Annotated in this window: 23 protein-coding genes and 1 riboswitch; of the genes, 12 read left to right on the plus strand and 11 right to left on the minus strand. The window is 71.1% G+C overall.

Annotated features, from left to right (window positions below; translation table 11 throughout):
* Nucleotides 1–156: 156 nt before the first annotated feature.
* Nucleotides 157–732, minus strand: coding sequence for a CGNR zinc finger domain-containing protein (locus tag J4709_RS04600; protein WP_208237275.1), 576 nt, complete (start codon nt 730–732; stop codon nt 157–159).
* Between the two features lie 144 nt (nt 733–876).
* On the opposite strand from J4709_RS04600, the gene J4709_RS04605 reads away from it, so the two are divergent.
* Both J4709_RS04605 and J4709_RS04610 read left to right on the plus strand, forming a co-directional pair.
* Nucleotides 877–1,212, plus strand: coding sequence for a VOC family protein (locus J4709_RS04605; RefSeq protein WP_208237277.1), 336 nt, complete (start codon nt 877–879; stop codon nt 1,210–1,212).
* 52 nt (nt 1,213–1,264) lie between these two features.
* A complete protein-coding gene (locus tag J4709_RS04610) occupies nt 1,265–1,684 on the plus strand; it encodes an SRPBCC family protein (protein WP_208237278.1) in 420 nt (139 codons plus the stop codon).
* Nucleotides 1,685–1,944: 260 nt separating this feature from the next.
* On the opposite strand, the gene J4709_RS04615 is transcribed toward J4709_RS04610, so the two are convergent.
* On the minus strand, nt 1,945–2,592 hold the full coding sequence (locus J4709_RS04615) for a nitroreductase family protein (RefSeq protein ID WP_208237280.1): 648 nt from the start codon (nt 2,590–2,592) through the stop codon (nt 1,945–1,947).
* A gap of 512 nt (nt 2,593–3,104) precedes the next feature.
* Here J4709_RS04615 and J4709_RS04620 point away from each other — a divergent pair.
* Nucleotides 3,105–3,554 (plus strand): MarR family winged helix-turn-helix transcriptional regulator, encoded by a 450-nt coding sequence (locus J4709_RS04620; RefSeq protein WP_208237282.1) that lies wholly within the window; start codon nt 3,105–3,107, stop codon nt 3,552–3,554.
* Between the two features lie 194 nt (nt 3,555–3,748).
* Here the strand turns inward: J4709_RS04620 and J4709_RS55415 are convergent, their stop codons facing one another.
* Entirely contained in the window at nt 3,749–4,510 is a 762-nt protein-coding gene (locus J4709_RS55415; RefSeq protein ID WP_208237284.1) for a MerR family transcriptional regulator, read from the minus strand.
* Nucleotides 4,511–4,734: 224 nt separating this feature from the next.
* Here J4709_RS55415 and J4709_RS04630 point away from each other — a divergent pair, with 224 nt between their 5' ends.
* Nucleotides 4,735–5,094 carry a hypothetical protein gene (locus J4709_RS04630; protein ID WP_208237286.1) on the plus strand — a complete coding sequence of 120 codons (360 nt, stop codon included), beginning with the start codon at nt 4,735–4,737 and terminating at the stop codon, nt 5,092–5,094.
* 28 nt (nt 5,095–5,122) lie between these two features.
* On the opposite strand, the gene J4709_RS04635 is transcribed toward J4709_RS04630, so the two are convergent.
* The 3 genes from J4709_RS04635 to J4709_RS04645 form a co-directional block, all read right to left on the minus strand.
* Nucleotides 5,123–5,653, minus strand: coding sequence for a DUF6199 family natural product biosynthesis protein (locus J4709_RS04635; RefSeq protein WP_208237288.1), 531 nt, complete (start codon nt 5,651–5,653; stop codon nt 5,123–5,125).
* Between the two features lie 151 nt (nt 5,654–5,804).
* Nucleotides 5,805–6,419 carry an MBL fold metallo-hydrolase gene (locus J4709_RS04640; protein ID WP_208237290.1) on the minus strand — a complete coding sequence of 205 codons (615 nt, stop codon included), beginning with the start codon at nt 6,417–6,419 and terminating at the stop codon, nt 5,805–5,807.
* 80 nt (nt 6,420–6,499) lie between these two features.
* A complete protein-coding gene (locus tag J4709_RS04645) occupies nt 6,500–6,937 on the minus strand; it encodes a MerR family transcriptional regulator (protein WP_208237292.1) in 438 nt (145 codons plus the stop codon).
* Between the two features lie 38 nt (nt 6,938–6,975).
* Here J4709_RS04645 and J4709_RS04650 point away from each other — a divergent pair, with 38 nt between their 5' ends.
* Nucleotides 6,976–7,620, plus strand: a complete 645-nt coding sequence (locus J4709_RS04650; RefSeq protein ID WP_208237294.1) for a class I SAM-dependent methyltransferase — start codon at nt 6,976–6,978, stop codon at nt 7,618–7,620.
* A 146-nt stretch (nt 7,621–7,766) separates the two neighbouring features.
* Here the strand turns inward: J4709_RS04650 and J4709_RS04655 are convergent, their stop codons facing one another.
* From J4709_RS04655 to J4709_RS52885, 3 genes are all read right to left on the minus strand, one after another.
* Nucleotides 7,767–8,159 carry a MerR family transcriptional regulator gene (locus J4709_RS04655; RefSeq protein WP_208237296.1) on the minus strand — a complete coding sequence of 131 codons (393 nt, stop codon included), beginning with the start codon at nt 8,157–8,159 and terminating at the stop codon, nt 7,767–7,769.
* Nucleotides 8,160–8,180: 21 nt separating this feature from the next.
* Nucleotides 8,181–9,203 (minus strand): MDR family NADP-dependent oxidoreductase, encoded by a 1,023-nt coding sequence (locus J4709_RS04660; RefSeq protein ID WP_208237298.1) that lies wholly within the window; start codon nt 9,201–9,203, stop codon nt 8,181–8,183.
* Nucleotides 9,204–9,550: 347 nt separating this feature from the next.
* Complete coding sequence (locus tag J4709_RS52885) at nt 9,551–10,153, minus strand: RlpA-like double-psi beta-barrel domain-containing protein (RefSeq protein ID WP_232383000.1); 603 nt, start codon at nt 10,151–10,153, stop codon at nt 9,551–9,553.
* 16 nt (nt 10,154–10,169) lie between these two features.
* Nucleotides 10,170–10,334: riboswitch (cyclic di-AMP (ydaO/yuaA leader) on the minus strand.
* A 701-nt stretch (nt 10,335–11,035) separates the two neighbouring features.
* Between J4709_RS52885 and J4709_RS04670 the strand changes: the two genes are divergently transcribed.
* From J4709_RS04670 to J4709_RS04700, 7 genes are read left to right on the plus strand one after another with little or no spacing between them, the layout of a single operon-like run.
* Nucleotides 11,036–12,700 (plus strand): thiamine pyrophosphate-binding protein, encoded by a 1,665-nt coding sequence (locus J4709_RS04670; protein ID WP_208237300.1) that lies wholly within the window; start codon nt 11,036–11,038, stop codon nt 12,698–12,700.
* An 8-nt stretch (nt 12,701–12,708) separates the two neighbouring features.
* The gene (locus J4709_RS04675) at nt 12,709–13,254 is read left to right on the plus strand and encodes an HD domain-containing protein (RefSeq protein ID WP_208237301.1); all 546 of its coding nucleotides are present in this window, start codon (nt 12,709–12,711) and stop codon (nt 13,252–13,254) included.
* Nucleotides 13,255–13,261: 7 nt separating this feature from the next.
* A complete protein-coding gene (locus J4709_RS04680; RefSeq protein WP_208237303.1) occupies nt 13,262–14,455 on the plus strand; it encodes a zinc-dependent alcohol dehydrogenase in 1,194 nt (397 codons plus the stop codon).
* Complete coding sequence (locus tag J4709_RS04685) at nt 14,418–15,644, plus strand: ABC transporter substrate-binding protein (protein WP_208237306.1); 1,227 nt, start codon at nt 14,418–14,420, stop codon at nt 15,642–15,644. Before J4709_RS04680 ends, J4709_RS04685 begins: the two co-directional genes overlap by 38 nt.
* A 17-nt stretch (nt 15,645–15,661) precedes the next feature.
* Nucleotides 15,662–16,456 (plus strand): class II aldolase/adducin family protein, encoded by a 795-nt coding sequence (locus J4709_RS04690; RefSeq protein ID WP_208237308.1) that lies wholly within the window; start codon nt 15,662–15,664, stop codon nt 16,454–16,456.
* Complete coding sequence (locus tag J4709_RS04695; RefSeq protein ID WP_208237310.1) at nt 16,456–17,721, plus strand: amidohydrolase family protein; 1,266 nt, start codon at nt 16,456–16,458, stop codon at nt 17,719–17,721. Before J4709_RS04690 ends, J4709_RS04695 begins: the two co-directional genes overlap by 1 nt.
* On the plus strand, nt 17,721–18,947 hold the full coding sequence (locus J4709_RS04700) for a cytochrome P450 (protein ID WP_208237312.1): 1,227 nt from the start codon (nt 17,721–17,723) through the stop codon (nt 18,945–18,947). The genes J4709_RS04695 and J4709_RS04700 overlap by 1 nt, the downstream gene beginning before the upstream one ends.
* A 30-nt stretch (nt 18,948–18,977) precedes the next feature.
* Here the strand turns inward: J4709_RS04700 and J4709_RS04705 are convergent, their stop codons facing one another.
* Entirely contained in the window at nt 18,978–19,664 is a 687-nt protein-coding gene (locus J4709_RS04705; RefSeq protein WP_269757073.1) for a FadR/GntR family transcriptional regulator, read from the minus strand.
* Nucleotides 19,665–19,837: 173 nt separating this feature from the next.
* Entirely contained in the window at nt 19,838–21,448 is a 1,611-nt protein-coding gene (locus J4709_RS04710) for a class I adenylate-forming enzyme family protein (RefSeq protein WP_208237316.1), read from the minus strand.
* Between the last annotated feature and the right edge of the window lie 17 nt (nt 21,449–21,465).

A 21,465-nucleotide genomic window follows, 5' to 3' on the forward strand; every position in this document is an offset into this window, starting at 1 on the left:
GCTTCAGCCCTGCTTTCGAGCGGACAGCCGTTGACGCTGAGTGATCTTGGTGTGTTCCGTTGGGGGACCCCGCATCGGAACACCGGCCGACCCGGACGAAACCGCGGGTCAGGGTGTCCCGCGAGCCGATGCTTCGCCCGGCATGACGGCGCGGCGTCATCGGTTCGCCGGCCGGCCCCCGGTCGAGGGCGCAGCGGACTTGCGGTGGTGGGAGGCACGGGCTTTGGCGCGGTTGCCGCAGATGTCCATGGAGCACCAGGTCCGGCGCCGGTTGCGGGAGTGGTCGTAGTAGGCCCATCGGCAACTCGGTTCCCGGCAGGCCTTGAGCCGCGTCCACGTGCCGTCCGCCACGGCCTCGGCAACGACGGCGAGCAGCCGGGCCAGCGCCGCCTCCACCGGAGCCCGGGTGCGGGCGACCAGCCGGGGCGGGGAGACGGTCACGTCGAGCATCAGCGGGAAGTCGCGTGTGAGGTCGGCGAGTTCGGCGCGGGCGGCGGGGTTGAGGCCATCCGGGCGTGGGCTGGTGACCGGCTCGGCGTTGTTCTCGGCGATCAGCGCGCGCAGTCCCTCGCGGATGCGTTCGGCGCGGCCGCGCTGCTCGGCGCTGACCACCGTCCCGGCCGGCATGAGACCGCAGGCGTGCAACCACGTCGCCAGTTGTCGCGGGGTCGCGATGTCGTCGCCGTCCCGGCGGCGGGTGTTGACGAACTCCTCGATCACACGCAGCGGCATCGGCGCGGTCCCGGTTGTGAGGTTGTCCGGCACAGGCTCGGCAGCAGGATCATCCATCACGTCTCGCACCCTACCCGACTATCTGCGATGGTAGGTTACCTAACCGGCGTAACCGATACGTCGGTTAGATAGGGAGGCTCGCTGGTGAGCATCAGCATCGGCAACATCTGCATCGACGCCAACGACCTGGCCGGTAGCACCGCCTTCTGGCAGGCGGTCACCGGCTACCAGGTCGCGTCCTCGGACGAAGGCACCACCTACCTGGAGGACGCGAACAAGAGCGGGGTCGGCCTGTCCCTGCAGGCCGTCCCCGAACGCCGGGACGGCAAGAACCGGCTCCACCTGGACCTGGTCACCGACGACCTGGCAGGCGAGGTCGACCGCATCCGGGCCGCTGGCGCGAGCGAAGTGCGGCGCTTCGACGGCTGGGTCGTGCTGGCCGACCCCGAAGGCAACCAGTTCTGCGTCGTCGCCGCGTAGACGCGCTCGCCACCGCGCGACACCGGTTCCCACCACTACGGAAGAGACGGATATGGCCTCCGTGCACAAAGAGATCATCATCGACGCGGACCCCGCGGCGGTGTGGGCGATCATCAGTGACTTCACCGACGGGCCCGCCCGGATGGCGCCGGGCTTCGTCACCGACAGCAGGCTCGACGAGCCGGACGTCAGGGTCGTCACATTCGCCGACGGAACAGTGCTGCGGGAGCGGCTCATCACACTCGACGACGAGCCGCGCCGGCTCGTCTACTCGGTCATCGGCGGCACCACGCAGCCCGAACACGACAACGCCTCGATGCAGGTCGTCCCACACGGTGAGGGCCGCAGCCGGTTCCTGTGGATCCACGACGTGCGACCGGACGACCTCACCGCCGCGATGGGCGCAGGAATGGACCACGGACTGAACATCTTCAAGCAGACGGTGGAGTCCTCCAGCGAGGACCTCGGCTAGGTCGCTCGCGCGACTCCAAGAACCCCGACTCGCCCTGGTGCTCACCATCCACCAGATGAGCAGCCTGCTCCACCAGGTCAAGACCGGCCGGCACGACCTGTAACCCAGGCCGCGCACCAGGCCAGGCGGGCCCCGACCGATCCGAGCTCGGTCGGGGCCCGCCCGCGTCCAGCATCACCTCGCCCACCTGGCATGGGTTCGGTTGGCGAGCGGCGGCGACGGCATTGCCCCCGCAGATGCTCGGACTGGCGGTCGGGTGTTCACCATCGTTCCCAGTGCAGGACCTGGTCGCGTGGGATGCGGGGCGCGGGTGAGAAGTCGGTGCCGATTGTGTAAGCGAGTGGAATGAACGCGGCGAGCATGACGTCGTTGTAGGGGACGCCCAGTGTGGCGGCGAGTTCGGGTTCGAGGGGTCCCTGGGCGGTGGTCCATGTGGTGCCGAGGCCGCGGGCGCGGGCGGCGAGCATGAAGCTCCAGGTCGCGGGCAGGATGGATCCCCATGTGCCGGATTGGATGGCCGCCGAGGCGTGATCGGTGCGCCCTTCGATGGCGGGGATGACGAACGCCGGGACGCGGTGGATGTTGTCGGTCAGGTGCCGTAGCCCGTCGAACACGCCCTGGGTGGAGCGCGGAGCGTGGTTCATGCGGCGGATGTCGTGCTCGTTCAGTGGCTGCCCCTCCGCGGCGGCGAGCGCGCGGCGAAAGATGTCGCCTACTTTGCCGCGCAGGCGCGGCTCCGTGACCACGATGAAGTGCCAGCGTTGCCGGTTGCGTCCGGTGGGCGCCTGGGTGGCCAGGTCGATGCACTCCTCGATGAGCCGGCGCGGGACGGGCCGGTCGAGGTCGAGCCGCTTGCGGACGGCCCGGGTGGTGGACAGCAGTTCGTCGGGGGTCAGGTCGAAGGTCATCGCGGTGCTCCGTCGGGCTGACCATCGCCGCGAGCAGCGCCACGCCGATGCTGGCTTCCATCTGGACGATTCCCGGCCCGGTGTCCAGCGCCGAGTACCCCAGCACGCCCTGGAGGCACAGGACGGCCGCGAACTGCCAGCCGATCGTCGCGTACGCCCAGGCCGGCGCTGCCACACCGGCGGGCCAACTGGTCTCGGTGAGTGCGTAGGCCAACAGCAGGACGCCGCTGGTGATAGCGCCGGCGTCCGCCGCGTCGAACCCTGTGCGCGGGCCGTCGGCGAACGTCGTGGTGATCAGCGACAGTGCCGTCGAGTCCAGGAACACCATCGTGCACCAGCAGAATCGGGGCCGCCGTTGCCCGGCGGTCGGAACGCATCCACCAGAACACTCCGTCTTCGAGTAGACGATCTACAACGAGACGAAACCGTATGATCACAAATCATCTGCTGTCAAACAATCGCCTGGCAGATGGTTCTGATAGTCTCGCGCGGGTCGACAGCGCAGGAGACCCATGCCTTCCAAGCCCGCCCGGCCCGCCTACTTCCCGACGCTGGCTGCCGAACGACCGGACATCGCGATGTGCCGCGCCTCGGGGTACCTGGCCCGCGCCGCCGACGCCCACGCCGCCCGGCACGGCCTCGGCGTCGGCCAGCACCTCGTACTGAAGATGCTCGACGCCGTCGGCCCTTGCTCCCAGCAGGTGCTCAGCGAGGAACTGCGGATCGACCGCAGCGTCATGGTGAATGTGTGCGACGACCTGGAACAGTCCGGTTTCGTCCGCCGCGAACGCAACCCCGACGACCGCCGCTCCTACGCCGTCACCATCACCGACGAGGGCCACGAGCGCCTCGCCGGGGCCGAGAGCACCGTCTCCTCCTACCTGGAAGAGACGTTCGCCCCTCTCACTACCAGTGAACGCACCCAGCTCACGGCGCTGGTCAGCAAGCTCATGCAGCTCTGATCGTCACCAGGACAGTGAATGGAACGGCCGACGGCCATACTCCCGGGTCAGGTCGGCCAAGGACACCTCGCCGGTGGCGTAGCGGCGGCGGATTGAGCGGCGCGCGGGCTTGGGCAGTTTGCCCTTGAGCTTGCCGTTCTTCTTGGCAAGGAGGTGGATGCTGGGGTCTGCAGCCCCCGGCAACCGGTGTTCGGTCAGCTCAGCCGGGCGTCGGTGTAGGCGGCCATGGCGTCCCGCTGGTATTCGGCCAGGCCGGCAGCGATCTGGTCGTAGGCTGCGCGCCACTGCGCATCGTCGCCGTAGGACTGCCCCAGGGCCTTGAACGCGGCCGCGTCCGGGGTCCACATCTGGCTGATGCCCTGGTAATGGGCGTCGACCTCGGCCTGCACCGCCGGGTCGGTCACCGGCGTGGCGGCCTGCATGAACTCGGCCATACGGACCATCGCCGCGGTCGCCTCATGCTGCAGCCGCTCCATCTCGGCCTCGGTGAGCGTGGCGGCGAACTGCGCCGACTGCTGCGCCTGGTCGGACCACTGCGTGCGGGCCGGCGACTCGTAGCGGGCGGTGTCGAACCCCGTGAACAGGTTCTCCGGCCTGCTGATCTTTCCCATATCGGGTGTCTCCTCGTCCTCCCCCAGTTCGGCGATGGTGCGGGCGACCGTGCGGGCGAGCACGTCGAGGCGGTCCCGCTCGGCCAGCAGCCTGCGCTGGTGCTCGCGCAGCGCGGCCACCTGGTCGACCTGGCGCTGCAGGACCTGCGCGATCTCCCGCAGCCCCACGCCCAGTTCCCGCATCAGCAGGATCTGCTGCAGCCGCAGCAGATCGGCCTGCTCGTAATAGCGATGGCCGTTGCTGCCGATGTATGCGGGAGCAAGCAAGCCGATCTCGTCGTAGTGACGCAGGGTCCGGGACGTCACCCTCGACATCCGAGCCACGTCCGCAATCGACCAGGCCACGGCCGCACCTTCCTCGCCGGGCCGGTCCCTCCGGCCTCACGAGAGACCGTAGAAGTTGGCGCAACGGAAAGCGCAAGCCGAACTGGACAGCCCCATCCGTTACGACCAATAACCGATCCGGATATGTGCCCGCGACTCGGACATCGAGTCTCGGGCTCCGTCCCGCAGTGGACGCTGCGCGTTATCGTCCTGCTGTAGGTGAAACTCTCGAGTGCGGAGCGGTCATGACGGCTCTCGGCGGCAACGTGCACATCTTCGCCCGGCCCCACCGCCGCGAGGAACTGGCCCGGTGCCTGGAGAGCGTGCTCGGCTGCGCGGTCCGGACCGTCGACTTCCCCGGCATCGCCGAGCCGATGCTCGTGGCGCGGTTCCCCGGCGGCGGTGCGCTCAGCGTCGAGTTTCTCGACGAGGCGCCCGACGACGACCGGCCTCGGCTCGGCGCGTGGCTCGAACTCCGGGCCGACGACCCGGCGGCGCTGATGCGCGCCGCGATGGACGCCGGCCTCCGCGAGGTCGAGCATCCCGGCCACCCGTACTACTTCATGCTGCCTGGCGGCCAGGTGTTCACGGTCGCGCCGGCGTAGGACGTCTTGGGCTCGGACGTGGGAGGTGTCAGCAGGGGCCGTCGGTCACGGACGTGGTGACGGTGTGGCTCCAAGGCTCGCCGTTGCCGAGGCCGAGGGCGTTGTCGACGGTGACGGTCAGGCAGACGGGGTTCCTGCCCTTGCGGTTCGTCAGCTCGTACTTGTCGCCGCCGGCGTCGCGGATCTTCACCTTGCCGTTGCCCTCGTCGTTCACGGCGGAGTAGACGCTCGACGACGCGTCGATGGCGGAGCCGAGCCCGCTGGACCTGCCGCTCTCCACGCTGCGGGCCGCCGCGTACGCGACCGAGTGGACCTGCGAGGTCGAGTAGTCCATCGACCTGTCGGCGGACTTCAGGACGAGGGCGAGGACGAGCAGGACGACGGTGCCGAAGAAGTACCCGACGCGGCTCATCGTCAGCGCGGCGTCGGACGGTTCGAGGGCCTCGGGGTTGCGGTACTGCCAGCCGCGGGTCCGCAGGTAGACCTTCCGCTGGTCCATGCAGCCGAGGACGAACATCACGACCGCCGCGATCACGACGAAGACGATCAGCGCCGTCATGGGATGGCCCTCTCGCCGGCGGTGCGATTCCCGCAGATCGGACGGCGTCGGTAGGCGCCCGGTTCCGCGGCGTGGGTTGAGGCGGACGGCGCGCTCGTACTCGGCCGCGACGCTCATACGCACCGCCATCACCGGAGCGGAGCCGGCGGCACTAGAGATCGACTGATTCGCCCACCGGGATGCGGGCGTACTCGGTCTCCTCCTCAAGCCACTCGTCGAAGTACTCCAGACCGACCTTGCTGAGCTGGATGTCGTGGATGGGGAACGCTCGGGCCGGTCGGACGCCCCGGACGAAGGTGATGGCCTCGCCGATCTTCACCCAGGGGCCGGCCGCCGGGACCAACAGGGTGTCGACCTCGTCGGTGGGGACGAAGAGGGAGTCTCCCGGATGGTAAAGGCCGTCCACGATGAAACCGAGGTTCGGGCAGCCGGGTAGCCCGTCGATGACCTCGGCGTGCACGCCGCCCACGGCCTTCACGGTGAAGCCGGCGGCGGTGAAGGTCTCGCCCGCGGCAGCCGCGGTCGCTCCCTCGCCGAGTTCTTCGGCCAGCGCCGCATGGGTGTGGACGGTCAGCGCGGGATTGTCCGCCCGGGCGGCCTTGAGCGCCTCGACGTCGATGTGGTCGGGGTGCTCATGAGAGACGAGCACGGCCGTGGCTCCGGACAGCGCCGCCTGCGCGTCGGAGAAGGTGCCCGGATCGATCACGAGCACCCGATCGCCGTCCTGGACACGTACACAGGCATGCCCGAAATGCGTCAGTCTCACCTGATCACCTTAAGTCTTGTTCGTGTTGCACGCCGGGTTCCAGTGGGAGTAGCAAGGAGGACGCTGATCGCGAAGGCAGGTCAGTGCGTATGAATCTGCGAATGGGCCTCTTCGAGAGAAGCTCCCGCCAGGAGCGCGGCGACCCCGTCGGCGAAGTTGGAGCACTCGAAGATGTCCTCGTGCGGGCAGGCCAAACCATGGGCGATGACGGTGCGTGCCACCTGAGCCTGGGCAATGCGTTGATCCAGCTCAGTGAGCTTGCGCTGGTACAACTCCCGCCAGCCGTCACCGGCAGGCGAACGAGAGGCGAGGAACGCTTTGACCTCCCGCAACGTGAAACCTGCATTTTGCAGCGCCAAGACCACACCGACCAGTCCGACCGCCGATGGCGGATACCGCCGCTGGCCCGAGACCCGGGCCGGCGCCGGTAGCAGGCCGAATTCCTCCCAGTAGCGCAGTGCGGAGGTGGCGACACCGGTGCGGCTCGCCAGTTCACCGATCGTCAACTGCTCGCTCATTTGACTTCAAGCGTACTTGAAGTCGTTGACTGGCGATCATGCAGACGGCAGGTACATCTCTCAAACAACGCGCGATCAGTTATCTGGTGCGCCAGGCCCGTCAACCGCGGGGCGTCGTCGGGTGGGCGAACGGCTGGATGTTCGCTCTTCGCCCTTCCAACCGGCAGCGCAACATCTGGGCAGTGTCGTTGCTGGACGTGCAGCCCACCGACCGGGTGCTCGAAATCGGCTTCGGTCCCGGCGTCGCCATCTCCGAATTCGCCCGCCGCGCCGCCCGGGGCCAGGTCTTCGGCATCGACCACTCCCAGGCAATGGTCCGGCATGCCGCCCGTCGCAATGCCGCCGCCATCCGCGCCCACCGCGTGCACCTCACACAAGCCTCCGTGGAGCAGTTGCCGGGCTTCGGTGATCCGCTCGATGCCATCCTGGCCGTCAACTCCGTGGGGTTCTGGCCCGACCCGGTGGAGCGGCTTCGTGAGCTGCACGGCCTGCTCCGCCCCGCAGGACGCATCGCGCTTGTCAGTCAGCCCCGTTGCCCCGGCGCCACCCGGGACACCACGGCCCGAGCCGCCCAAGAGCTCCAGGACATGCTCACGCAAGCCGGCTTCATCCACATCCGCGTCAAAACCCTCGACCTCGACCCGCCCGTCGCCTGCGTCCTCGCCACCAGCCGACCGACATGACCTGGGGGCGCCGTTCAAGCCAGGAGAGAGGAACTCGCCATACGAGGTGGCGCTCCGTTCCGGCGGGTCCGCAATGGCGGCGACGGGCTCGCCGCCGCGACACCTGAACGGGGCGCCGCACCACGGGGCCGCGGCCGCCGGGTTGCTCAGGCGGGTGGGGCGGGCTCTGTCCGCGTCGGGACTCCCAGCTTCGCGGCGAGTTCGTCGCGCAGCCTGACCAGGCGCTCGATCTCGGCGTCCAGAGCCTCCAGGCGGCGCTGGGCCACCCCGCCCGTCTGCGGGCAGACCTCCCCGCCGTAGGCGGGGAGGGTGTCTCCGTCCATGAGATGGAGGCGGTCCGCGCACATCCGGACGTCCTCGACGGTCAGTCCGAGGGCCAGCAACTGCCGGATGATGCGCACCCGGTTGACCTCTCCCACCCCGTACTCACGCTGCCCCGAGGCCGTGCGCGGCGGTGGCGAGAGCAGGCCCCGCTGCTCGTAGAACCTCAGTGCCCGCGGGGTCGTCCCGGCCGCCGCCGCGGCGTCACCGATCCGCATCCGCCCTCCCGCCTCGTCCTGCTACAGCTCCACGACGACGGTGCCGAGGTGGCGCCCGTCGATCAACTCGTGCAACGCCTGCGGCGCGCGTTCGATGCCCGCGACCCGGACGTGCGGGAACGTCAGCTCGCCGGACCGCAGCCATCCGCCGACGCGCTCGACCCAGCTCGGGCGGCCCTGCCCGTCGTCGAGGCCGGCGAAGCCGCGCATGCCGATCCGTTTGATGATCAGCTGGAAGGTGTCGATCTCGACGGGCGCGGTGGTGCCGGAGAGGCCGGGCGCCATCTGCCCCGCGAGGGTGCCGACGATCGCGAAGCGCGCGCCGGTGCGCGCGGCCCCGATGGCGGCCTGGAGCTGCTCACCTCCGACGTTGTCGACCAGGACGTCGATGCCGTCGGGGGCGGCCTTCGCGAGTTGCTCGGCGATGGGCCCGGCGCCGCGGATCACGGCCGCGTCATATCCCAGCTCGGCGACGAGGCGCTCGGCCTTCGCCGGCGAGCCCGTGCTGCCGACCACCCGTCCAGCACCGAGCAGCCGGGCGATCTGGCCCGCCATCGAGCCGACGCCTCCCGCGCCACCGGTGACGAACACGGTGTCCCCGCGGCCGATGGGCGCGTCCCTGGTCAGCGCCGTGTAAGCGATCGCGGCGGCCCCGAGGTGCGCGACGGGATCGGGCAGCGCATCGTCCACCGGCGTGCACTGCCCGGCGGGGACGGCCGCGTACTCGCGCCATCCGAGAAAGTGGCGGACAAGGTCGCCAGGCTGCAGGCCGGTGCCCGGCGGTGCTGAGACGACCTCGCCGATCGCCGCCCCGAACAGGACGTCTCCCGGACGCAGCGGTGGGAAGGGAGCACCGGGGATGCCTCCGCCGAGGAGCGTCCGCAGCGCGGGAAAGACATGGAAGAACCGGTTCCGGACAAGGACGTCGCCGTCGCCGGGCACCGGCGGCGGCGTGCGCGCGATCGTGAAGTGCTCCGGCTTCGGCAGGCCGTCGGGCAGGGCGGCGAGACGGATCTCGCGGACGGACTCCGGCAAGGTCGGCATGAATTGCTCCTCAGAACGGGACAGCCCGCGCCCAGCACGGCGCCAGGCGCGGCGCGGTGACGCTAACCCCTGACCCGCACGTCAAAGGCAAGCGCTCCCCCACCGCCGCGCCGTTCGGAAGGCGCAATTCTCATGCTGAGGGGGACCTCGATCTCCCTGCTGGCCGGCTGCCGGTGCTGATCGTTGCAGGTCACGGCGGCGAGCAGACCGGCATTGGGCGGCGGTGGAGTCCGCGTGTCATCGGTGGCAGCTTGACGGCCTTCCGGTCGCGGGGTTCCGGCCCGACACAAAGGACCCCGCTCTCGTCCGAGGACGGGAGCGGGGTCCGTGCTTGGGGGTTGATGTGGTTACCCGAGGGGCTTGGGAGTGCCCTTGGTGCCGGCGCCGTGGCCCCAGGAGATGACCTGGTACTTGACGCCCTTGAGGTGGCCGACGGAGGTGCCGGTGTCGTAGTTGCTGGCGGGCTTCTTGCCGTCGACCAGGTGGCGGAAGGTGTAGGTGTCCAGGTCGAGCATGACGCCGCGGTGGGAGGGTTCGCCGGGTCCGCGGTCGCCGACGAAGCCGGTGACGCTGCGGCCCTGGTAGGTGACCTTCACCTTGGTGTTCATGGGCCAGCTGGGGCTGGCGAACAGGCCCTTCTGCATCGGCTTGCCACTCGCGGGCGCGCCGGTGTCACCGTTCACACCCGACCCGTCGTCCCAGAAGTAGGACGCGGTGGTGCTGCCCGACAGGATCGCGCGGGTCTTCGGCGCGGCCTTCCCAGCAGCGGCCTTGGCCTTGGCGCCGGACGCGGTGTCGGCCTTGGCGGCCGCGACCTGCGCGGGCTTGGTGTCGGCGTGGGCGGAGGGGGCCAGGGAGGCGAAGCCGAACGCGCCGGCCATCGACAGGATCGCGCCGGCGGCGACGCGGGTGCCGATGCGCTTGGGCAGGGTGAAGGTACGAGCGGTCATGAGAAGGGTTCTCCTGAGGTTCTTCCAGTCCGCCTACCGGGTTAGCTGTCGGGTTCGGGCGTGGAAGTGGCCCTACCGCGACCCCGCGCATGCGGGGGGTGCGGATTCACCCCGGTGTTTCGGTGGGTCCCCGGCTCCGCAGGCCGTGATCGGCACTATGCGGACTCGGCGGAGGATCGGCCTAGAGATCGGCCGTCCTGATGATCAGGGACTCGACGCGCCCTTCATGATCTGGCCGGGCGCTGTGGACGGGCTTTCCCGTCGGTCACACATCCACAACACGGTCAAGCCACCCCATATTTCGTCAAGCACGCCCCAACACCCGCCCCGACCTGCAAAGACCACCCAAAACCGCCCCCACGCAAGGCCTCAAGCCCAGTCCACCCCAACCCAAAAAAGTTCGAAACGATCTCCAGGAGGCCGACCAGACGCGTAGAAGGCCCGGTCGCAAGGCCCCCTCAGGCGTGATGAGTACGTGCTCAGTCCCCTAGCGGCGGCGCTCCGTCAGGGGGTCTGTGGCGCCCTCGCACAACACCGGCTTGTTCAGCGCAGCTATAGGGCCGTCACTGGACGTCCGCGGCGGGAGTGAGCTACTCCCCCATCGGGCGCCAGCATTTCGGTGGCGGCGGTCTGCGTCCGTCTGGGTGGCTGTCGGGCTTGGCGGGGGCGGGATCGCCTGTGCTCGGGGCAGGTTCCTCGCACGCTCCGCAGAGCTCTGAGCGGGGCGCCTAGGGGGTCGTGTTCGTGTCTTCTCTGGTCAAGGGGGTGCTGTCGCCGGGCCCCGGAGGGCGGGGGTGGTGGCTTGAAAATGCGCTCGGTCTCTTGACCGATGGCTTTCTTTTATAAGATAGTCCCTAGCAGTGCGGTTGCTGGGAGGCGCTGATGCTGGTGGCCCGAGCGGTGGCGAGCGTTCTCGCCGGACACGGGGTGTCGTGCGTGTTCGGGGTGCTGGGCGACGGGAACCTGCCGATCGTGGACCCGCTGGTCCACGAGTACGGGGCGAGGTACGTCGCGGCGGCGCGGGAGGACGGCGCCGTCCTGATGGCGGACGGCTACGCCCGTGCGGGAGGACGGCTCGGTATCGCGACCGTGACCCACGGGCCGGCGCTGACGAACGCGGTGACGGCGCTGACCGAGGCCGCGCGGGCGCGGACCCCGATGCTGCTGGTCGCGGCCGACACGGCGCCGGGCGACCTGCGGAACCCGCAGGCGATCGATCAGGAGGACGTCGTCCGGCCGACCGGGGCCGGGGTGCAGTGGCTGCATTCGGCGGAGTCGGCGGCCCGGGACGTGGTGACCGCGATCGGCCGGGCGTTCACCGAGCGGCGGCCGATCGTCCTGAACGTGCCCACTTCCCTGCTGGGTCTTGAGGCCGGGGAGCCGGCTGGAACGTTCCGTGAGGACCGGACCCCGATGCCGGGCCCGAGGGACGACCAGGTCGCGTCGGCCGCGGAGATGCTGGCGGCCGCGGAGCGGCCGGTCATCGTCGCTGGCCGCGGCGCCGTCGGCGCTCGGGATGCGCTGGTGGCGCTGGCCGAGCGGGCGGGCGCTCTGCTGGCCACGACGTTGAAGGCCAAGGGCCTGTTCGCCGGCGAGCCGTACGACGTGGGTGTCTGCGGCGGCTTCGCGAGCACCCCGGGACGGGAGCTCATCCGCCGATCGGACCTGCTGCTCGCGGTCGGGGCGGGCCTCAACACGTTCACCACCGACGGCGGCCGGATGCTCGCGGGCGATCCGGTGATCGTGCACAACGACGTGCGGCCGGAGGCGTTCGGCCGCTGGACGCCGGTCGACCTCCGCGTCCTCGGGGACGCGGGGGCGTTCGCGGCGATGCTCGCCGAGGCCGCCGCGCCGAAGACGGGCTGGCGCACCGGCGAGGTCGCGCGCCGCCTGTCCGAGTACGAGTACGGCGACGACTATCCGGACGGGAGCGACGAAACGGGTCTCGATCCGCACACGGTCGTGGCGGCGCTGGAGAGGCTTGTCCCCCGCGAGCGGACGGTGATCGTCGAGGGCGGTCACGCGGCGCTGTCCGAGCCGTCCCGCGGACTGTCGGTGCCCGACCCGTCCGGCTTCGTGTTCCCCGTCAACTTCGGGTCGATCGGGCTGGGGCTGGCGACGGCGATCGGTGCGGCGACCGCGCGGCCCGAGCGGGTCGCGCTCGCCGTCACGGGCGACGGGGCGCTGATGATGAACCTCGCCGAGCTGGACACCGCCGTGCGGGTCGGCGCGCGCCTGGTGGTGGTCGTCATGAACGACGGGGCGTTCGGCTACGAGTACCACAACATGCTGCACCGGGGCATGGACACCGGGCTGTCGCTGATCCCGCGGCCCGACTTCGCGGCGGTGGCGCGCGCGTTCGGCGCGACCGCCGTGACCGTCCGGACGCCCGATGAGCTGGACGAGCTGAAGGGGCTGGTCGCCGATCCGGCCGGCCCGGTGCTCGTCGACGTCCGGCTGACCCGGGCGGTGCGGACCCGCTGGTTCGCCGAGCACGAGAACGGCCTCGACCCCGCCGAGCCGGACTACCGGCCGCGCTACCGCTGAGGAGGCACATGTTCACCCGAATGGACCAGGGCACCCGCGAGGAGTGGCAGCTCATCCGCCGCGAGACCCTCAAGACGCAGGACGAGGCGCCGGACCGGGTGCTGCCGATGCTGGCGGCGCTGTCGGCCTTCACCGACGGGTACGCGGTCGACCAGCTCCAGCACTCCCTGCAGACCGCGGCGCACGCCGAGGCGGCGGGCGCCGGCGACGAGATGGTCGTGGCGGCGCTCTGCCACGACATGGGCAAGGTGATCTCGACCGCGAACCACGCGGCGGTCGCCGCGGAGATCCTCCGGCCGTACGTGTGCGACGAGGTCTACCAGGTCATCCATGCGCACCAGACGTTCGAGGCGAAGCACTACGGCCACCACTTCGGGTGGGACCCGCAAGAGCGGGAGCGCTTCGCGGACCGCCCCTGGTACGCCGACGCCGTCCGGTTCGCCGACGAGTGGGACCAGGTCGCCTTCGACCCGGCCTTCGACACTCCCCCGCTGGAGCACTTCGCTCCGCGCGTCCGCCGGGTGTTCGGCGGCACCAGGACGATCACGAAATGACGGACCGATGACCATGGCGGGGACGGCGAGCGCCGTGCTGCAGCGGTCGCCTGGGTGCCTTGACCTGGTGGAGCTTCCGCTGCCGCCGGTCGGCCCGGACGACGCGCTGCTGCGGGTCGAGGCGTGCGGGATCTGCGGCACCGACGTCGAGCAGTACACCGGCGCGCTGCGCGACTCCATCGGCCCGGCCTCGCCGTTCGTCCCGGGGCACGAGCCGGTGGGGCGGATCGCGGCGATCGGCGCGCAGGCGGCGCGGCGCTGGGGCCTCGCCGAGGGCGACCGCGTCGTGGTCGAGCCGGCCCTGCCGTGCGGGGCGTGCCGGGAGTGCCGGATGGGCCGGTACGTGCTGTGCGCCGGCTGGGACCACTATCCGATGAGCTACGGGTTCGTCCCCGCGAAGATCCCGCCCGCGCTGTGGGGCGGGTTCGCCGACCACATGTACCTGCATCGCAACTCGGTCGTGCACCGGGTCTCCGACGCCGTCGACCCGTTGGCGGCGGCGACGTTCAACGCGCTCGCCGCGGGCGTCGAGTGGGCCGTCGAGGTGCCCGGGACACGGGCGGGCGACTGCGTGGTGGTGCTCGGCGCCGGGCAGCGCGGGCTGGCCTGCGTGCTGGCCGCGCGGGCGGCGGGCGCTGGAACGGTGATCGTCACCGGGCTGCCGTCCGACCGGCACAAGCTCGACCTCGCGCTGGAGCTCGGCGCGACGGCCGCCGTCGAGGCGGGCGGCGGCGACGTGCCCGAGCGGGTCCTGGCGCTGACCGGCGGATCCGGCGCGGACGTGGTCGTCGACGTCGCCTCACATGACCCGACGACCGTGACGGACGCGATGGCGATCGCGCGGCGCGGCGGGACCGTCGTCCTCGCGGGACTCAAGGGCGGCCGCCCCGTGCCGGGCTGGATCAGCGACCAGGTGGTCCTCAAGGGCCTGCGCGTCCAGGGCGTCCGCGCGGTCGGGCACACCTCGTTCCGGCGGGCGGTCGCGCTGCTCGAGGCCGACGGCGGCCCGGCGCACCGCCTGGTGACCCACACCTTCTCCCTGCCCGACGCCGCGCGGGCCATCGAGACGCTCGCCGGGAAGCATCCGGGCACCCCGCCCGTCAGCGTCGTCATCACCCCCGACCCCGTCCCCCCGCCTCCACCCCACCCCAAGGAGACACCCCATGGCTTCAACGAGGCGAAAGCGCGGCGGCGCGCCTAGAAGGACCGTCGCGCTGGCCGCCGCGGCGCTGCCCGCGCTGGCCGCCGCCGCCTGCGCGTCCGGCTCGGGCTCCGTCAAGGCCGGCGGCGACACCATCGTCATCGGCATGGACCAGGACACCTCCGGCGGCGCGGCCGCCTACGCCTCGATCGTGGGGGCGACCATCAAGGACGCCGTCGCCCAGGTCAACGACAACGGCGGCGTCGGCGGCAAGAAGCTCAAGCTGATCGTCAAGAGCGACGACAACGACGCGACGAAGGCGCCGACGGTGGTGCGGCAGCTGCTCAGCCAGGGCGCGCAGACCGTCATCATGAACTCGGGCGGTCAGTCGGTCCTGCAGGTGCAGGCGCTGCTCAAGCAGCAGAAGGTGCCCGCGATCGCGCCGGTGAACATCTCGCCGGGCATCGGCGACGGCCCGAACTCCGCCTACACCTACTCGCTGGCGAACCCGACCTCCGACTTCGGCAAGGTGTACGCCGAGGCGTTCAAGAAGGCCGGGTACAAGCGGCTCGCCCTGTTCAAGGACGACAGCGCCTCCATCGCCGGGATGGAGAAGGCGCTGATGAGCCCGATCCGCGACGCCGGGATCCAGGTCGTGGCGACCGAGACGGCCCCGGTGGACGCCAGCGACGTCACCGCGCAGGTCACCCGGATCAAGCAGGCCAAGCCGGACGCGATGCTCGTGGCGGCGCTCGGCGGGCAGATGGAGGTGCTCGTCCACAACACCGCGCACCAGCTCGTCCCGGACGTCGCCCGGTTCTCGCTCGCCTCGATCGGCAACCAGCCCGACCTGTGGGGGCAGGCCAAGCCCGGGGCCCTCGACAAGCTGGTGTTCGTCGGGTCGGTCACCGACGCCAACGACAAGACCGTCGCGCTGGAGAAGTTCCTGGCGAGCAGGCGCGGTGGAAAGGCGCAGGTCACGGCGTACGATGCGCAGGCATACGACGCCATCGGGATGCTCGCGCAGGCGATCGGCAAGGCCGGGTCCAAGGTCGACGGCGAGTCCATCAACAAGGCCCTCGAACAGGTCTCGGGCTACCCGTCCTCGTTCGGGCAGAAGGGCTACACGCTGTCGTTCCGGCAGGGGAAGCACAGCGGCACCGACGGGCTGTGCGGCCTGATCCTCATGCAGTTCACCAACAGCAAGCCGGGTCTGCAATGGCCCACCTACCAGCCGGCCTGCGGCTGAGGGAAGGGGAGACGACCGTGACACTGGAGGTCGAGCAACGGCGGGCGCCGGAGCCGGTGGCGGGCGGCGCCGCCGAATGGACGCCGCGGGTGATGCCGCCCATCGGCAGGGACCTCGACGCCCGGCAGAAGCTGGCCTGCGCGTTCCGGATCCTGGGCCGTTCGGGGTTCACCGAGAACATCGCGGGCCACATCACCGTCCGGGCGGGCGACACCGACGAGCTGTGGGTCAACCCGTGGGGGCTGTGGTGGGAGGAGATCACCGCGTCCGACATCTGCCGGGTCTCGCCCGACGCCCGGGTCCTGGCCGGCAAATGGGACGTGACGCCCGCGATCCACATCCACACCGAGCTGCATCGCCGCAGGCCGGACGTCCGCGTCGTCGTGCACAACCACCCGTACTACGCGACGGTGCTGGCGGCGCTCGGCGTGCTGCCGGAGTTCCTGCACCAGACCGGGTCGATGTTCGACGGCGACCTGGCCTTCATCGACGAGTACACCGGTGAGGTCGCCACCGCCGACCTCGGCGCCGACCTCGCCGGCCGCATCGGCGACAAGTCGGTGGTGCTGCTCGCCAACCACGGCGTCATCGTGACGGGCCCGTCGGTGGAGGAGGCGACCTACCGGGCCGCGACCATCGACCGGCAGTGCCGGCTGATGTACGACGTGCTGGTCTCCGGGCGCGACCACACGCTCGTGACGCCCGGCCTGCGCCGCAGCATGAAGGCGTCCCTCCTCGAGCGCGGAACCGACTTCTTCTGGAACGGCGCCGTCCGCGCGCTGCTCCGCGACCACCCGGAGGTGCTGGACTGATGAGCATCAACCTGGACGACCTGGCGTCCGACACCGGCTTCACCACCGGCGGCAAGGGCGCCGACGGGCCCACCTGGCTGCCCGAGCCCGAGCGCCGCGAGCGCAAGTACACCGTCATCTCGGTGGACGACCACATCGTGGAACCGCCGCACACCTTCGAGGGCCGCCTGCCGGCGAAGTTCGCCGGCCGCGCCCCGAAGGTGGTGGAGAAGGACGGCGGCGCCGAGGTGTGGGTGTACGACGGCAAGGACTTCCCGAACGTCGGCTTCAACGCGGTCGTCGGACGGCCGGTGAGCGAGTACAGCTTCGAGCCGTCCCGGTTCGACGAGATGCGGCGCGGCGCGTGGGACATCCACGAGCGCATCAAGGACATGGACGTCGCCGGGATCTACGCGTCGCTGAACTTCCCCTCGTTCCTGCCGGGGTTCGCGGGGCAGCGGCTCCAGCTCACCACGTCCGACCGCGACCTCGCGCTGGCGTCGGTGCGGGCCTGGAACGACTGGCATCTGGAGGAGTGGGCCGGCTCCTACCCGGGCCGGATCATCCCGTGCCAGATCCCCTGGCTGCTCGATCCGGAACTGGGCGCGCAGGAGATCCGCCGCAACGCCGAGCGCGGCTTCAAGGCGGTGACGTTCTCCGAGGCCCCGCAGAAGCTCGGGCTGCCGTCGCTGCACACCGGGTACTGGGACTCGATCATGCGGGCGTGCGCGGAGACCGGGACGGTCGTCAACCTGCACATCGGCTCGTCGGGGACGTCCCCGGCGACCGCCGACGACGCGCCGCCCGACACCGTCGGCGTGCTGTTCTTCGGGTACGCGATGTTCGCCGCGGTCGACTGGCTGTACTCGCTGCTGCCCGTCCGCTTCCCGGACCTGAAGATCTGCCTGAGCGAGGGCGGGATCGGCTGGGTGGCCGGGCTGATGGACCGCCTCGACCACATGCTCAGCTACCACGACATGTACGGGACGTGGACCAAGGACATCGGGCTCACCCCGGCGGAGGTCCTCAAGCGCAACTTCTGGTTCTGCGCGGTGGAGGACCAGTCGTCGTTCGTGCTGCGCGACCGCATCGGCGTGGAGAACATCCTGCTGGAGAGCGACTACCCGCACTGCGACTCCACCTGGCCGAACACGCAGGCGGTCATCGAGTCGGAGATCGGCGGGCTGCCCGCCGCGGACGTCCGCCGCTTCACCTGGCAGAACGCGTCCGAGCTGTACCGGCATCCGGTTCCGGCCGAGGTGCAGGCCGACCCGGACGCGTACTGATGGCGACGATGCGCCCGTCGGGCTCCGGCGCCTCCGGGGAGTACGACCCGTTCTCCCCGGAGGTGCTGGAGGACCCGGCCTCCGCCCATCGCACGCTGCGGGGCGAGTGCCCGGTGCACCACCACGCGGGGTTCGGCGAGAAGGGCTTCTACACGCTGTCGCGGCACGCCGACGTCGCCGGGTTCTTCGGTGACTGGCGCCTCTGGTCGTCGGAGTGGGGCCAGGGCCCGATCTACGTGCGGGAGGGTGGGCTGAAGTCCGATCCGCCGGAGCACACCGTCTACCGCAAGCCGGTGACGTCGGCGTTCACGGCCCGCCGCACCGCCGCCCTGGAGGGCTGGATCACCGCGACGGCCGGGGAGCTGATCGACGGCTTCGCCGCGGACGGCCGCGGTGACCTGTGCGCGTCGTTCGCGGTCCCGCTGCCCGTCCTGGTGATCGCCGAGATCCTCGGGGTGCCCGCGTCCGACCAGGCCGATTTCAAGAACTGGTCGGACCGGTTCATGGCGGGGCAGAACGCCGACGACCCGGCCGTCCAGGGCGCGGCGCGAGCCGAGATCGACGGCTACTTCTCCGGGATCCTGCGGCAACGGCGGGAGACGCTCGCCGCCGGCGGGCCGGAGGCGCTGCCGGACGACCTGCTCACCTCCCTCCTGACCGCCGAGCACGACGGCCGCCCGTTCACGGACGAGGAACTGCTGCCGCTGATCCTCCTCCTGCTGGTCGGAGGCAACGAGACGACCACCTCGCTGATCGCGAACGCGGTGTGGCGGCTCCTTGACCTGGGCCTATGGGAGGAGGTCCGGTCGCGTCCCGAACTGGTGGACGCGGCGGTGGAGGAGAGCCTCCGCTACGACCCGCCCGTCCTCGGCCTGTTCCGCACGAACACCCGGCCGGTCGTCCTGCACGGCGTCGAGATCCCGGAAGGCTCGAAGGTGCACGGCCTGTACGCGTCGGCCAACCGGGACCCGGAGGCATGGGACGACCCGGACACCTTCCGGCTGGACCGGGACGTCGACGACCTGCGGCGCCGCCACCTGTCGTTCGGCGTCGGGCAGTACCTGTGCCCGGGCGCGGCGCTGGCCCGCTTGGAGGCGCGGATCGCGCTGAGACTGCTCGGCGAGCGGCTGCCGGGCCTGCGCCTGGCGGGCGAGCCGACGCGCGTCGACTCGTTCATGATGTGGGGGCCGGCGACGCTACCGATCGTGTGGGACGCCCCTGCCTAGAGTGCGCGGACGGGTTCCCCGGCGTGCCGGTCAGTCGAGGACGTGGCACTGGGCGGCGGCGAGGTGGCGGTGCGCGGCGCGTTCGGCGCCCGCCGCGTCGCCCGCCGCGATCAGCTTGATCAGCCGCCGGTGCGCCTTCACGCCCTCGGCGCGCCGGTCGATGCCGGGGAACTCGCCGCGTCCGGCGGCGCCGCCGGCCCAGTCCTGCTCCGCGGCGCTCCAGAGCCGTTCGAGGGCGCCGACGGCCACCGCCATCGCGGCGTTGCCGCAGGTGAACACGAGCTGGGCGTGGAAGTCGCGGGCCGCGCGGACGAAGCCGAGCGGGTCCTCCAGGTGGTCCTCGACGGCGCGCTGCGCCGTCTCCAGCGCGGGGAGCACGCCCGTCGCCCGGTCGGGGCGTTCGGCGCACAGCCCGGCGCAGACCGGTTCCAGCCGGGCGAGGGCGGCCGCGACGTCCTCGGGCGCGGACCGCCGGGACCGCAGCACCAGGTCGATGGCCTGCGCGGCCGTCTCGGTGCGGGGGGTGTGGACCACCGCGCCGCCCTTGTTGCCGCGCAGCACGGTGATGAGCCCCTCGGACTCCAGGATGCGCAGCGCCTCGCGCAGGGTCGGCTTGCTGACCCTGAACTCGGTGAGCAGGTCGTCCTGCGGCCCGATGACCTCGCCGTCGGCCAGCTTGCCGGTCACGATCCGTTCGCGGAGCAATGAGGCGACCATGGTGGCCAGACGGGGCTGCCGGATGCGCGTGTCGCGCGTTCCCTCCACCGAGCCCCCGGTCCTGAGCACTGTGGGCCCCACAGAGGCCCCTAACCTCTAAATTTTAGCACCCGCAAGGCGGGACCCGGGCCCGCCGGCACCGCCTGCGCGGTGCCGGCGCCCGTGCACCTGTTTCAGTGGCCGAGGCGGCGGCGGATGTCGTCGCGCAACTCGCCCTTGGCGACCTTCCCGCCGGACGAGCGCGGCAGCCGGTCCAGCACGATGAGCCGCTCGGGATGCCACTCGCGCGACACGCCGCGCTCGGTCAGGTGGGCGGTGAGGTCGTCCAGGGTTAGGTCGCGGCCCGGACGCTGCTCCACGTAGACGCAGACGCGCTCGCCGAACACCTCGTCCGGCATCGCGACGGCCGCGGCGAGCGCGACCGCCGGGTGGGTCCCGACCTCCTCCTCGACGGCGGCGGCGCTGATGTTCTTGCCGCCCCGGATGATCAGGTCGCTCAGCCGGCCGACCACGCGCAGGCAGCCGTCGTCGTCGATCTCGACGATGTCGGCCATCAGCATCCAGCCGTCCGGGGTGAACAGCGACCGGTCGGCCTCCGGGTCCGCGTAGTAGCCGGGGCAGGTCGCGGGTCCCTTGCAGCCCGGCTGCCCGGGGCGTCCGCTGCCGGTGATGTCGGACCCGTCGGCCGGGTCGAACAGCCGGACCTTCATCTCCGGGATGAGCCTCCCCGCGGTGCGGAGCCGGACGTCGCGCGAGTCGTCCAGGGACGTGTAGCTGAGCGCGCCCGTCTCGTTCGACCCGTAGAACTGCAGGACCTTCGCGCCGGTGGTCTCCTCGAAGCGTGCCGCGCGCTCGTACGGGACGGCCTCGCCGCCGGTGAACATGCAGCGCAGCGAACTGAGATCGCGTTCCTTCTCCTCCTGGGCGTTCAGCAGCATGATGAACTGCGTGCTGACGCAGTGCAGGACGGTGACCCGGTGCCGCTCGATCAGGTCGAGCGCGGCGTGCGCGTCGAACCGCTCCATCAGCACGGTCGGGACGCCGAGGGCGGCGGGCGAGAAGTGCGCCGTCCAGAGCCCGAAGCCGAACGGCGAGGGGACGGCGCCCATGAACACGTCCGAGGACGTCAGCGCGCCCGCGCGGCGCGCGAGGTCGTGGAAGTAGAACCAGCGGTTCTGGGTGTGGGCCACGCATTTGGGCAGCCCGGTCGTGCCCGAGGTCGAGTTGATGATGGACAGCTCGTCCGCGCCGAGCGCCCGGCCGGCGATGCCGGCCTCGCGGGGGTCGACCGGCAGCCCGAGGCGGTCCACGACGACGCGGTCCACGACGACGTGGTGGACGAGGTCGACGCCGTCGGCGCGCAGTTCCTCGACGAGGTCCGCCGACGGCTCGCCGCGGTGGTCGGCGAGCGTCACCAACGTCCGTGAGCCGGTCCGCTCCAGCAGGAACCGCAGCTCGCGGCGGCCCGCCCGCGCGCCCACGCCGACCAGGACGAGCCCGGCCTTCTCCGCGGCGACGGCGGTCACGTGCCAGGCGGGACCGTCCGGCAGCAGCGCCGCCACCCGCTCCCCCGGCGCCGCGCCGAGCGCGGCGAGGTGCCCGGCCAGCCTCGTGGAGTGCTCGTCGTAGTCCGCCCACGAGAGCGTCGCGTCCGGGGTGACGTAGGCGGCGTCGCCGGGCCGCAGCGCGGCGTGCCGGCGGACGTGATCCGCGACGGTCTCGGTTCCCCACCAGCCGGCGGCCCGGTACGCCGAGACGGTCTCCCGGTCGAAAGGACTGGTCACAGGTGCCTCCTTGGCGT

The sequence above is a fragment of the Actinomadura violacea genome, from assembly GCF_017573465.1.
Classification (GTDB): Bacteria; Actinomycetota; Actinomycetes; order Streptosporangiales; family Streptosporangiaceae; genus Spirillospora; species Spirillospora violacea.